Annotated in this window: 10 protein-coding genes; 4 read left to right on the top strand and 6 right to left on the bottom strand. The window is 76.4% G+C overall.

The window, feature by feature from the left end:
- Positions 1 to 21: 21 nt before the first annotated feature.
- Positions 22 to 630, bottom strand: a complete 609-nt coding sequence (locus ACI79C_RS09590; protein ID WP_456945414.1) for an Rv1733c family protein — start codon at positions 628 to 630, stop codon at positions 22 to 24.
- Between the two features lie 349 nt (positions 631 to 979).
- On the opposite strand from ACI79C_RS09590, the gene ACI79C_RS09585 reads away from it, so the two are divergent.
- The 3 genes from ACI79C_RS09585 to ACI79C_RS09575 all read left to right on the top strand — a co-directional run bounded on the left by ACI79C_RS09585 (position 980) and on the right by ACI79C_RS09575 (position 4,293).
- Positions 980 to 2,581, top strand: coding sequence for a DUF4389 domain-containing protein (locus tag ACI79C_RS09585; RefSeq protein WP_456945413.1), 1,602 nt, complete (start codon positions 980 to 982; stop codon positions 2,579 to 2,581).
- A gap of 65 nt (positions 2,582 to 2,646) precedes the next feature.
- Positions 2,647 to 2,859 carry a hypothetical protein gene (locus ACI79C_RS09580; RefSeq protein WP_456945412.1) on the top strand — a complete coding sequence of 71 codons (213 nt, stop codon included), beginning with the start codon at positions 2,647 to 2,649 and terminating at the stop codon, positions 2,857 to 2,859.
- A 63-nt stretch (positions 2,860 to 2,922) separates the two neighbouring features.
- Positions 2,923 to 4,293, top strand: coding sequence for a wax ester/triacylglycerol synthase domain-containing protein (locus ACI79C_RS09575; protein WP_456945411.1), 1,371 nt, complete (start codon positions 2,923 to 2,925; stop codon positions 4,291 to 4,293).
- 35 nt (positions 4,294 to 4,328) lie between these two features.
- Here the strand turns inward: ACI79C_RS09575 and ACI79C_RS09570 are convergent, their stop codons facing one another.
- Positions 4,329 to 4,991: a DUF998 domain-containing protein gene (locus ACI79C_RS09570; RefSeq protein ID WP_456945410.1), complete on the bottom strand. Its 663-nt coding sequence runs from the start codon at positions 4,989 to 4,991 to the stop codon at positions 4,329 to 4,331.
- Positions 4,992 to 5,188: 197 nt separating this feature from the next.
- On the opposite strand from ACI79C_RS09570, the gene ACI79C_RS09565 reads away from it, so the two are divergent.
- Complete coding sequence (locus tag ACI79C_RS09565; RefSeq protein ID WP_456945409.1) at positions 5,189 to 6,904, top strand: RIO1 family regulatory kinase/ATPase domain-containing protein; 1,716 nt, start codon at positions 5,189 to 5,191, stop codon at positions 6,902 to 6,904.
- Positions 6,905 to 6,913: 9 nt separating this feature from the next.
- Here the strand turns inward: ACI79C_RS09565 and ACI79C_RS09560 are convergent, their stop codons facing one another.
- The 4 genes from ACI79C_RS09560 to ACI79C_RS09545 form a co-directional block, all read right to left on the bottom strand.
- The gene (locus tag ACI79C_RS09560) at positions 6,914 to 9,322 is read right to left on the bottom strand and encodes a glycoside hydrolase family 65 protein (protein ID WP_456945408.1); all 2,409 of its coding nucleotides are present in this window, start codon (positions 9,320 to 9,322) and stop codon (positions 6,914 to 6,916) included.
- A 152-nt stretch (positions 9,323 to 9,474) separates the two neighbouring features.
- Positions 9,475 to 9,912: a hypothetical protein gene (locus tag ACI79C_RS09555; RefSeq protein ID WP_456945407.1), complete on the bottom strand. Its 438-nt coding sequence runs from the start codon at positions 9,910 to 9,912 to the stop codon at positions 9,475 to 9,477.
- Positions 9,913 to 9,914: 2 nt separating this feature from the next.
- Positions 9,915 to 11,210, bottom strand: coding sequence for an AMP-binding protein (locus tag ACI79C_RS09550; RefSeq protein ID WP_456945406.1), 1,296 nt, complete (start codon positions 11,208 to 11,210; stop codon positions 9,915 to 9,917).
- Positions 11,207 to 12,007, bottom strand: a complete 801-nt coding sequence (locus ACI79C_RS09545) for an SDR family NAD(P)-dependent oxidoreductase (protein ID WP_456945405.1) — start codon at positions 12,005 to 12,007, stop codon at positions 11,207 to 11,209. Before ACI79C_RS09545 ends, ACI79C_RS09550 begins: the two co-directional genes overlap by 4 nt.
- Positions 12,008 to 12,019: the final 12 nt, after the last annotated feature.

Genomic DNA, 12,019 nt, shown 5'->3' with positions numbered 1-12,019 from the left:
CAGCCCCCGGGAGGCGGCGCCTCAGGACACCCGGCGGGTCCACGTCGGCTCGACCGCCGCCCACTCCCGGGCCCACTGGCGGTCCCGCTGCCGGCCGAGCACCCAGCACAGCACCGAGTGCGCCAGTGCGGTGACGGCGAGTCCCGCGCTCCACCCGAGGACGACGGGGACGACGGCGGCCAGCGTGACGTCGGACGAGCTCATCGGCTCCTCGGCGCGCAGGCCCTCGGCCGTCGTCCAGATCGGGAACTCGTCACCGGCACGGGTGCCGGTGGGCGCGGGGAGCTGCTCCTCGACCTGCGCCCCGGCGGGGGTGGTCCACCGGGCGGGGACGACGCTGCCGTGGCCGTGCGAGGCGGGCGGGGTCGATGCCGCGTACCCGTCCGCGTCCACCAGCGCGGTCGCGGACGTGCGGGTGAGCTCCCCGGCCTGACGCGCGGCGGCGGACGCGAGGTCGGATCGGACCGCGGTGCCGACGGCGAGCGCCACCGGCACGGAGAGCAGGACGACCGCGAGCACCAGCAGCCGCGCGAGGAACTCCACCCGGTCGCTGCCGCGCTTGAGCGGGCCGGAACCCAGGGTGAACCACCGGAGGGAGCGCAGCACCCGGCCAGCCTGCGGAGTGGCCATGGAGGACTCCTCTCCCAGCTGGCGCGGGCCGGTCCCCGGCCCGGGACGAGCGTCGCGGGGGACCGCTGGGGGCGCCGAGGGGCGCAGGTCCCCGACCCCGTCGCCGCAGGTCGCCTCGCGGAGCACCTGCGGGGGGACCGAGGTCCACGCCGCCGACGACGTTCGTCCCGCCGCGCCCTGACGGGACGGCCCCGGCGCAGCCGAGGGTGCGAGGGCCCTGGCCCGGCGGGACCTCCGTCGTGCCCGGGGCCGACCGAGGTCGGTGTCCGGCTCCCTCGGTCGCCCGGAGGCTGGGCACGCCCCGCGGTGGCCGCCCGGCCCGGCGCGGGAGAGCGGAGGAGAGGACACGGTGACCGAACAGCACCCGCCCTACCCCGTGCGGGTCGACGCGTCGATGGACGCGTCGCTCTCGCGCTGGTTGTGGCTCGTGAAGTGGTTCCTGCTCATCCCGCACGCGATCGTCCTGGCGTTCCTGTGGATCGCCTTCACCGTGCTCACCGTGGTGGCGTGGTTCGCCATCCTGGTCACCGGCCGGTACCCGCGGGCGGTCTTCGACTTCAACGTCGGGGTCCTGCGCTGGTCGTGGCGCGTGCACTACTACGGCTACGCCGCGCTGGGGACCGACCGGTACCCGCCGTTCACCCTGGCCGACGTGCCCGACTACCCGGCCCGGCTCGAGGTGCCCTACCCGGAGCGGCTCTCCCGTGGGCTGGTCCTGGTGAAGTCGTGGCTGCTCGCGCTGCCGCACTGGCTGGTGGTGGCCCTGTTCGTCGGCGGCGGGCTGTGGATCGGCACGTCGTCGGCCACCGACGACGGCGTCTGGGACGACGGCTGGGGCGCCGGTGGGCTGGTCGGCCTGCTGGTGCTGGTCGCCGGGATCGTGCTGCTGTTCTCGGGGCGCTACCCGCGTCCGGTCTACGACTTCGTGCTGGGCATGGACCGCTGGGTGCTGCGGGTGGCCGCCTACGTCGCGCTCATGACCGACCGCTACCCGCCCTTCCGGCTCGACATGGGCGGCGCCGACCCCGGTACGCAGCCCGTGGGTCCGGTGGGGCCGCCCCCTGCCGGCGGCGGGGTGCTCGCGCCCACCGGAGCCGCGGTCGTCCCGACGGGGCCGCCGCAGCACCGTCCGCCGACGTCGTGGAGCGCGGGCCGGGTGGTCACCGTCGTCGTCGGCGCGGTCCTCCTGCTCACGTCCACCGGCCTGCTGGCGGGGGGAGCGGGGCTGGCCTGGGCCGACACCGCGCAGCGCGAGGACGGGTACGTCTGGGCGCCGACCGAGGACCTCAGCACCGAGCGGTACGCACTGGTCGCCGGGTCGTTCACCCTCGACACCGCGGGGGAGGAGTGGCTGGTGGACGACGTGCTCGGGAACGCCCGGCTGGAGGTCACCGCCGAGGACCCCGCGACCGAGGTCTTCGTGGGCGTCGCCCCCAGCGCCGACGTCCGCGGCTACCTGGAGGGGGTCGGCCGGCGGGCGCTCGACGCCATCGGCCCGGACGGCACCCCCGGCGGCGCGGACCTGGCCGGCGGTCCACCGTCGTCCCCGCCCGGCGGGCAGGACATCTGGGTCGCGCAGTCCCAGGGGCCGGGCACCCGGACGCTCGAGTGGACGCCGGCCGACGGCGACTGGACCGTCGTCGTGATGCGCGCCGACGGGTCGGCGGGCATCGACGTCGAGGCGCGGGCGGGCATCACCGCCCCGGGACTGCCGTGGCTGTGGGGCGGGCTGCTGCTCGCGGGCGGCGTCCTCGCCCTCGTCGGCGCGCTGCTCGTCGCCCTCGCGGTGCACCGGGCACGGTCCGGTCCGGCCGGAGCGGCGTCGGCGCAGCCCGTTCCGCCTCCGGCGCCCGCACCGGCACCGGAGGTCCCCGGAGCGGGCGCACCCGCACCGCGCAGTGCGCCGGCGTCCGACTCCGCGATCGGCACCTCGTCGGGCGGTGACCGGTGACGCGCGCCCGGAGTGCCCGCGCCGGGCGCAGGCAGCCTCCTGCCCCGGAGCTCCGGCTCCGGGCCGTGGCGGTCCGCTCGGCGGCGACCGCGGCCGCGGCGGCCGGGGGTCTGGCTCTGGGCAGCCTCGCCGTCGGCTCCCTGGCGGTGGGCGCCCTCGCCGTGGGCCGGCTCGTCCTGCGCCGCGGCGAGATCCAGGAGCTCCGGATCGCCCGGCTGCACGTCGGGGAGCTGACCGTCGACCAGCCGCTGCGGGGCCTCGGGGCAGCGGGGACCTGACCGGTGCGGCCGGGTGCCGGCCCCGGCCCGCCGGCGATGACGGCGGGCCGGGGCGGAGGTGGTGTGACCGTGCCGATCGCGCGGGCCGGCGCGGCGGACCTGGCGATGGGTGCCATCGACGCCGGCGGCGACGTGCCGATGCAGTTCGGCGCCGTGCTGGTGCTCGGCCCCCGCCCGGGAGGTCCCGACGCCGGGGCCGACGACCTCGCTCGGGTGCTGGCCGAGCGGCTGGGCGGCGTGCGGCGACTCCGGCAGCGCCTGGTGCGGGTACCGCCGGGTGCCGGCCGCCCGGTGTGGGTCGACGACCCGCGGTTCAGCACCGGCGCCCACGTGCGGCGAGCCGCCTGCCCGTGGCCGGGCGACGAGCAGGCGCTGCTGGACCTCGCGGCGGGACTGGTCGCCGAGCGGCTGCCGGGGGACCGGCCGGCGTGGGCGGCGGTCGTCGTCCCCGGCCTGGCCGGCGGGCGGACCGGGGTGGTGGTCGTCCTCTCGCACGTGCTCGCCGACGGGATCGGCGGGCTGGCGCTGCTCGGGGCCGCGGCGGACGGCGGACCGCCGTCCGGGCCGTCGCCGCCTGCTCCGCGCGCCCCCTACCGACGGCTGGCCGCCGACGCGCTGCGGGCCCGTGCACGGGCGGTCGCGCGGTGGCGCGCGGGTGCCGCCGAGGTCCGGGACGCGGTGCGGGCCGCCCGCGGGATGCGCGGCCCGCGGGCCGCACCCTGCTCGCTGCTGGCCCCGACGGGGCCGCGCCGCCGCGTCGCGGTGGTCCGGGTCCCGCTCGAGCCGCTCCGGACGGCGGCACACCGGGCCGGCGGCACGGTCAACGACGTCCTGCTGGTGGCGGTCGCCGGCGCGCTCGGGGCGCTGCTGGACAGCCGCGGGGAGACCGTCGACCCCGTCGTCGTGACCGTGGTGGTCACCGCACGGCGGTCGGCCGGGCTCGCCGACCTCGGCAACGCGACCACCCCCCTCGTGGTGGCCGTCCCGGTGCAGGGCGACCCGGCCGACCGGCTGGCACGGTTCGCCGGCACCGTCCGCGCGGCCCGGGACGCGGCCACCGGACCGCCGCTCATCGCGCTGCTGGGGCCGGTGTTCCGGGTGGTGGCCGCGGCCGGTGGCTACCGCGGCTACCTCCGGCACCAGCGCCGGTTCCACACGCTGGTGAGCAACGTGCGGGGGCCGGAGGTGCCCCTCGCCCTCGCCGGCCGGCCCGTCGAGGCGATCGTGCCCGTGGCGGCGGGGGAGGCCGGCAACGTCACCGTCGCCTTCGACGCGCTGTCCTACGCCGGCATGCTGGCGGTCACCGCGGTCGTCGACGCCGACCGCGTCCCCGACCTGCCCGTCCTCACCGCAGCGCTGCAGCAGCAGTTCGAGGCGCTCGTCGGCCGCCCAGCGGACGGTCCGCGGAGGAGTGGTCCGGCTGGAGGTGGGTGAGCGGGATCGCGGCGGGCCCCGTCAGGACGCCGACGTCATCGGTCCGAGGTCGGGGCCGGGGCGGGCGCGGCGCCGGCCAGCGCGCTGCCCAGGACGACCAGCGACAGGGCGACGGGGTAGACGATCCAGCGCTCGGTCCCGCCCTCACCCAGCGATGCGAAGACGGCCAGGTCACCCAGCACCTCGTAGCCGAGGAGGACGGCCAGCGCGACCACGCCGAAGAGCAGCTGGACCGGGCGCAGCGGCCGCGGCAGCAGCCGAGCGGTCAGGATCGCGGCCAGTGCGCCGCTGACGAAGGCCAGGAGGGACACCAGCTGGTGGACGGCCATCACGGTGTTGCCGGGGAACACCCCCACGCCGACCATCCCGAGGGCCAGGCCGCCCAGCGGGAGGGCGGCGGACAGGGGGAGCGCCCGGCCGAGGAGCGCGATCGCCGCGGCGATGGCCAGACCGGCCGCGATCATCGTGACGTTGAAGATCGCCGCCGAGGGCTGCTGGACCACGTTCTCGGGACGCATGGCGGCGAGGTCGCTGACCGTGTTGGTGGTGCTGTCGTAGGCCGCGGGGTAGAGCGCCTCCGCGGTGATGACCGCCAGGAGCACCGCTGCACCCGCCAGCACCAGCAGCGGCCCCGCAGCGGTCCGGGCGCGGGTGTGCGGCGTTCGGCGCCGGGGCGTGCGGACGGGGGTCGTCGTCATGGGTGGCTCCTCGGTACGGGCGTCGGGGTGCGTCCCACCGTCGGCGGTGCGCGGGCCGCCGCCGAGGGGCCGGAGGTCCCGACGGGCAGGGTGTCTGGGCCCGGGGGGCCGACCGCGGTCGGACCCGGGACCTAGGACCCGGTCAGCCGTGCCGCCGGCCCCAGGACCGGGGGCGGACGGCGGGGGAGCATGACCGGGTGACCGGGGACGAGGCGCAGGGCGGCGGGCTGTGGACCGCGGACGCCCCGGCCCGTCCGCAGCCGGTCGTCCCCGTCGGCACCGTGCGCCGACCGGTGTGGCCGGCCGGTGCCGGGCGGCGCCGCCCGTCGGGCCAGGACGCCGTCTCCGGACCGGTGCCCCGCACCGTCTGGATCTGCGCCGCGGCGGGGCTCACCGCCGTCGTCCTCCTGGCGCTCTGGTCCGGCCGGCCGGGCGGCGTGCCGGTCGTCGACCGCGCCGTCCACGACGTCCTCGCCCCCTCGGGCACCCGACCGGGCTGGGCCGAGGACCTCGCCCGGGCCGGGTCCGCCCTGGGCTACCGGGTGATCTGGATACCGACGGTGGTCGTGCTGGCCTGGACCGCGCGGTGGCGCCACCTGCTCGTCTACGTCGCCAGCGTCTCGCTGGTGGCCACGACGGCGGTGGTGGCCGCGGGTGACGCCCGGCTGGTCCGGATCGTGCGCGAGGGGGTCGTCGGGTCGCCCGGGGAGCTGAGCCTGCCCGCGTGGCCGGTCGTCGTCCTGGCCACCGTGGCCACCGGGAGCCTGTTCGCGCTCACCCCCTCGGGGAGGGCACGAGGGTGGGGGTGGGTGGGAGTCGCCGCCGGGGTCGGCACGCTGGCCGTCGACCGGGTCGCCCTGGGCCTGGACGCCGCGAGCACCGCCGTCGTCAGCGCCGTCCTGGGGTGCAGCGCCGCAGCCCTGGCGTCCACCCTCCTGGCTCCCGAACGGGAGTTCCCGGTCACCTACCGCCGCCAGGTGAAGGCGCACCTGCGGCTGGACGCCGACCGCATCCGGCGGGTCGTGTCCGCCGTCCGGGACCAGCTGGGCATCGAGCTCGACGAGATCAGGCCGTACCGGCTGGCCGGCTCGGCGGGGTCCACCCCGTGCCGGCTGCGCCTGGCCGACGGCCCCCCGCGGTACCTCTTCGGCAAGCTCTACGCGACCACGCACCTGCGCTCGGACCGCTCGTACAAGTGGGCCCGGGTGCTCCGGTACGGCCGGCTGGAGGACGAGGCACCGTTCGCCTCCGTCCGGCGCCTGGTCGAGCACGAGGACTACATGATCCGCCTGCTCCGCGACGGCGGTGTGCAGGTGCCCGAACCGGTGGGCGTGGTCGAGGTGGTGCCCGGCCGCGAGTACCTCCTGGTGACCGAGCTGGTCCCCGACGCGGTCGAGGTCCTCGACTCCGGCGTGGAGGACGCCGTCGTGGACGACGCGCTGCGGCAGGTCCGCCGGCTGTGGGCCGCGGGCGCGGCGCACCGCGACGTCAAGCCCTCCAACGTGCTGGTCCGCGGCTCCCGCGTCTACCTCGTCGACGTCTCCTTCGGCGAGCTGCGCCCCTCACGCTGGCGGCAGGCGGCGGACCTGGCGAACATGATGCTGACCCTGGCCCTCGTCGCCGGTCCCCGGCGGGTCACCGATCGCGCGCTGGCGTTCTTCGAGCCGGCGGAGCTGGCCGAGGCCCTCGCCGGCACGAGCTCGCTGACCATGCCGCGCCAGCTGGCCCGCCGGGTGGCCGAGGCCGACGGCGACCTGCTGGCGGAGTTCCGTGCCCTGCTGCCGCCGTGGCCGCGGGTCCGGGTGCAGCGCTGGAGCATGCGCCGCGTGCTCCTGGCGGTGGCCACCGTCGGCGGGGCGGGCCTGGCCGCGGTCCTGCTCGCCGTCAACCTGCGGGCCGGCGGCCTCCTCTGACCGGACAGGTCAGCCGTGGTGCCGCTGCAGCGGCACCTCCAGGGCGCCCCGGGGATCGAGCCGGTACTCGGCGTCCCGGACGCGCAGCGGCAGGGCGGCGGCCGACCGTCCGGCCCCGCCGACGGTCAGGCTGGCGTGGCTGATGCGCACCTCGACCTCCGGGTGCCGGCGGTAGCGCACCCGGAACCGCAGCGAGTGGAGCGCGTCGGGCAGGGCCGGGTCGAAGCCCAGCGCGTCGTCGCGGGTCTCCATCCCGGTGAAGCACCGCTGCACGAGGTCGACGGTCCCGGCCATGGCGCCCAGGTGGACGCCCTCGCCGGTCGTGCCGCCCTGGACGTCGGCGATGTCGCTCTCCAGGGCCTCGAGGAACCAGCCCCAGGCCTTGCGCCGGGCGCCGCGGGCGAGCACCCAGGAGTGGACGACCCGCGACAGCGTCGACCCGTGGCAGGTGCGGTCGAGGTAGTAGCCGACGGTGCGGGGGATGGTCTGCCGGTCGTACCGGTAGCCCAGCCGGTCGAGCAGGCCGTAGAGCTCGTCGGCGGTCAGCAGCTGGAAGAGCATGAGGACGTCAGCCTGCTTGCTCACCTTGTACCGGTTGGGCGAGTCACCCTCCGCCTCCAGGATGCGGTCGAGCCGGCTGATGTCGCCGTACCGGTGCCGGTAGGCCGCCCAGTCCAGCTCCGCCAGGTCCTCGTAGCCGCGGAACTGGCTGAGCACGCCGTCGGCGTGCCAGCACAGCCGCAGCTTGCGGCTGACGTGGTCCCAGTGCTCGAGGTCGGCGCGCCGCAGGTCGAGGGTGTCCAGCAGCTCCTGGCGCCGGCCGGCGGGCAGCTCGTCGAGGCAGCCGAGGGCCCGCTGCAGGGTCCAGGCGGCCATGACGTTGGTGTAGGCGTTGTCGTCGAGGCCGGGCTCGTCGCGACCGGGCAGGGCGTCGTGGTACTCGTCGGGACCCATCACGCCGCAGATGTCGAACCGGTCGTCGACCGGGTCGTAGGTCGCCAGGTCGGCGAAGAACTCCGCGACCGACAGGATGACCTCCGCTCCGTGGGCAGCGAGGAAGCCGGCGTCCCCGGTCGCCTCGTAGTGGCGCCAGGTGTTGTAGGCCACGGCCAGGCCGATGTGCCGCTGCAGCGCGGAGTTGTCCGGCAGCCAGTGCCCCGACCGCGGGTTGAGGTGCAGCGTCTGCGACTCCTCGCGGCCGGTGGCCCCGCTCTGCCACGGGAACAGCGCGCCGCGGTGCCCGGCCGCCCGGGCGGCGGCCCGCGCCTGCGGCAGCCGGCGCCACCGGTACAGCAGCATCGCCCGGGCCACCTCGGGGAGCCGGAGGTTGTAGAAGGGCAGGACGAAGACCTCGTCCCAGAAGACGTGGCCCCGGTAGGCCTCGCCGTGCAGCCCCCGGGCGGGGACGCCGACGTCGAGGTCCACGCTGTGCGGCGAGACGGTCTGCAGCAGGTGGAAGACGTGCAGCCGCAGGACCAGCGCGGCCCGGTCCGGTCCGTCGACCTCCACGTCGCAGCGCGACCACAGGTGGTCCCACGCCAGCTCGTGGCGGGCGAGGACGTCGGCGAACGTCCCTGCACGGGACAGTGCGTCGACGGCGGCCTCGCCCGGTTCGCCGATCCCGCGGTCGCGGGAGGTGCACAGCGCGGCCAGCTTCTCCACGCCGGCCGGCGTGTCCGGGGTCACCTCGAGGGTCAGGTCCACCGCCGCGTACGCCGGTTCGGTCACCGTCGTCCCGCCGGGGGGTCGCGGCTCGCCGCCGCGGAGGACCCGGTGCCACGCGGCCAGGCCGACCCGGATCCGGGACTGGCTGGTCGTCGTGGTGAGGGTGAGCAGACCGTCGTCGGTCGCGTCGGTGCCCTCCGGCACCAGGTGCACGGAGCTCAGCCCGCGGTAGCGGGCCACACCGTCGTTGGCCACCCGCCCGTCGAGGCCGGACCGGACGGTGACCGTCCCCGACCAGTTCTCCGCGACGAACGTGCAGTCCAGGGCGGCCAGGAAGGGCTCGGCCATGGACACCAGCCGCCGCTGGGTCACCCGTGTCCGCCGGCCCTGACCGTCCTCCACGCGGAAGCGCCGGGTCAGGACACCGCGCCGGAGGTCGAGCTCCTGCACGTGGCCGGTCACCCGGGCCGTGGCGAGGTCGACCCAGTCGCCGTCCTCGAGCCGGAACGCCAGCGACTGCCAGTCGGGCAGGTTGACCATGCTCTCGTTGTCGACGCGCCGGCCCTCGACGGTGTCGTTCAGCCGGTTGTAGACGCCCGCGGCGTACGTCCCGGGGTGGTGGACGTCGTCGGCCCGTGACTCCGGCGCGGCGGCACGGGTGACGAAGCGGCCGTTGCCGAGGGCGCACAGGGTCTCCCGCAACCGCTCGCCGGCCGGGTCGAAGTCCTCGTAGCGCAGCAGCCAACCGTCCACGCGGCCGAGCCTGCCCCCGGACGGCCCGGTCCGGCGGCGGCTGACCGGCCCTCGGACCCGGGACGTTCGGCTCTCCGGCGTCCCGGGCGCCGGCGGTCACGGACACCCGGCCGCGGACGGCGTGCCGACGGGACCGCCTGACCCGGCGGAGGTCATGCACCGGCCCGGCCGCCGGACAGCAGGCGGCGCACGCCGGCTCTCGACAGCACCAGGGTGAGGATCAGCAGCGTCACCGAGAAGAACCCACCGAGGCTGACGCGGGCGCCGAAGACGAGGTCGACGACCGCCAGGACGACGAACTTGCTCCCGACGAGCACCGCCCAGAGCAGGAGCGCGGCCACCACCTTGCCCCCGGGCGACGATGCCGCGCGGAACCGGTCCCTGACCCTGTTCTTGGCGGCGACGACCACCTCGAGCACGCCCTTGAGCAGGACCGCGGTCAGGAGCGAGAGCGTGAAGGTCTCGCTGAGGACCTGCGGGAGGTACTCCACGAAGAGGTTCAGGACCACGACGTAGGCGAAGACGTCGATGACGGCTGCCGCGGTGCGTGGCTCGACGACCGTCGCTGCGGCGTCGTGCGGAGCGGACACGCTCACCCCTGCGGGGAGCCGTCGGGCGACCGCGTGCGCGTCCGGTCCTCGCCGCGGGTGACGAGGTCCTCCTCCCGGTCGACGACGAAGAAGAACCCGTCCTCGTCGACGTAGCCGAGGTCGCCGGTGTGCAACCAGCCGCCGGCCATCGCCTCCGCCGTCGCCTCCGGCCGGCCGTGGTACCCACGCATGACGGTGACGCCGCGGACCACGAGCTCGCCGACGTGCCGGCGGCCGGGCGGGAGGATGCGCCCGTCGTCGTCCCACACCTGCACCTCGACGCCGTAGACCGGTCGGCCGACGCTGTGGACCCGGCGGTCCCAGGCGCTGACGTTGGACGTCGTCGTCCCGGCGGTCTCGGACAGCCCGTGGCCCTCGAGGACGACGATCCCGAACTCCCGCTCGAAGGCCTCGATCACCTCGCGTGGGAGCGGGGCGGCCCCGGACACCCCCAGCCGCAGCGACGAGGTGTCGGCGCGGTCGCGGCCGGGGTGGTCGAGCAGCGCGGCGTACATCGTCGGCAGGCCGTCGAGGACGGTCACCCGATGACGCTCGATGGTGGCCAGGACCTGCGCCGGGTCGAACCGGGGCAGCAGCGCCATCGTCGCGGCGAAGCGCACGCAGACGCCCAGGATGCTCGAGAGCCCCAGGACGTGGGACAGCGGCAGCACGCACAGCACGACGTCGTCGTCCCGGATGCCGTACAGCCGTCCGACGGTGTCCGCGCTCATGAACAGCTGGAAGTGCGTGAGCTCGGCGCCCGCGGGCCGGCCGGTGGTGCCGGCCGGGTAGCCGATCACCGCCACGTCACCCGGGTCGGTCTGGTGCAGGGGCGGCGGTCCCAGCACCGCGGTCTCGAGGACCTGCTCGAACGGCCGGCCGATCGGGCAGTGCCCGACGCCGGGCGCGTTGAGGACGACGACGTCGTGGACGCCGGCGTCCGCGGCGCCCTCGGCCGCCTCCTCCGCGGCGCCGCCCCAGGTGACCAGCAGACGGGCGCCGGAGTCCCGCAGGACGGAGCCGACCCCGGCCGCCTCCGAAAGCACGTCGAGCGGCACGACCACGCAGCCGGCCTTGAGGATGCCGAAGTAGGCGGCGAGGAACTGCGGCACGTTGGGCAGCTGCAGCGCCACCGCGTCGCCCGGGGACAGCCCCCGTGCGGCCAGGCCGGCGGCGAACCGGTCGGACGCCGCGTCCAGCTCGACGTAGGACAGCGCCCCGCCGTCGAACAGCGCCACCGGCTTCTCCGGGTGGGCCCGCGCCGCCTCGCGCAGCGTCATGGCCAGGTTCAGGGTCACCCTCGCCCCGGCTCCGCGGTCGGGACGTCGGGCACCGCCGGCGGGACCGGCCCGGTCACCAGGCCGCCGTCCACCACGAACTCCGACCCGGTCGAGAAGCTGCTGTCGTCGCTGGCGAGGAAGAGCACCAGCCGGGCGACCTCCTCCGGCTCGCCCATGCGCGGGATCGGCTGGACGGCGAGCATCCGGTCGCGCACCGCGTTCTGCGCCGGGTCGTCGGACTCGGTCATCGGCGTGCGGATGGGCCCCGGGTGCACGGAGTTGACCCGGATGCCGTCGCGGGCCAGCTCGAGGGCGGCGGCCTTGGTGAGCCCGCGCACGCCCCACTTGCTGGCCACGTAGGCCGACAGGCCGGCGTAGGCCTCCAGGCCGGCGGTGGAGGAGATGTTGACGATGGCGCCACCGCCGGACCGGCGGAGGGCGGGGATCGCCGCCTGCGTGCCGAGGAAGACCCCGGTGAGGTCGACGTCGAGCACGGCCTGCCAGTCCCCGGGGTCCAGGTCTGCGATCGGCCCCCAGCGGACGATCCCGGCGTTGTTGACGAGCACGTCGAGGCGCCCGAACGCGGCCTCGGCGGCCGAGACCGCCGCGCGCCACTGGGTGCGGTCGGTCACGTCCAGGTGCACCGAGCGCGCCCGCTCCTCGCCGAGCTCGGCGACGACCTTGGCCGCGTCGTCGTCGAGCAGGTCACCGACGAGGACGCGGCCGCCCTCACCGACGACCGTCCGGGCGATCGCCGCGCCGATGCCGCGGGCGCCGCCGCTCACCAGGACCACCCTGCCGTCGAGCCTGCCCATGGTCGTCTCCCC

The organism is Geodermatophilus sp. SYSU D00697 (assembly GCF_054050175.1).
The sequence above is the reverse complement of the archived record's forward strand: the minus strand, read 5'-3'. Positions and strand labels throughout refer to the sequence as shown.

Bases quoted from the DNA above. Each gene is read 5' to 3' on its own strand.
- ACI79C_RS09570 (WP_456945410.1), bottom strand. From the start codon at position 4,991: ATGACGACGACCCCCGTCCGCACGCCCCGGCGCCGAACGCCGCACACC.
- ACI79C_RS09590 (WP_456945414.1), bottom strand. From the start codon at position 630: ATGGCCACTCCGCAGGCTGGCCGGGTGCTGCGCTCCCTCCGGTGGTTC.
- ACI79C_RS09545 (WP_456945405.1), bottom strand. From the start codon at position 12,007: ATGGGCAGGCTCGACGGCAGGGTGGTCCTGGTGAGCGGCGGCGCCCGC.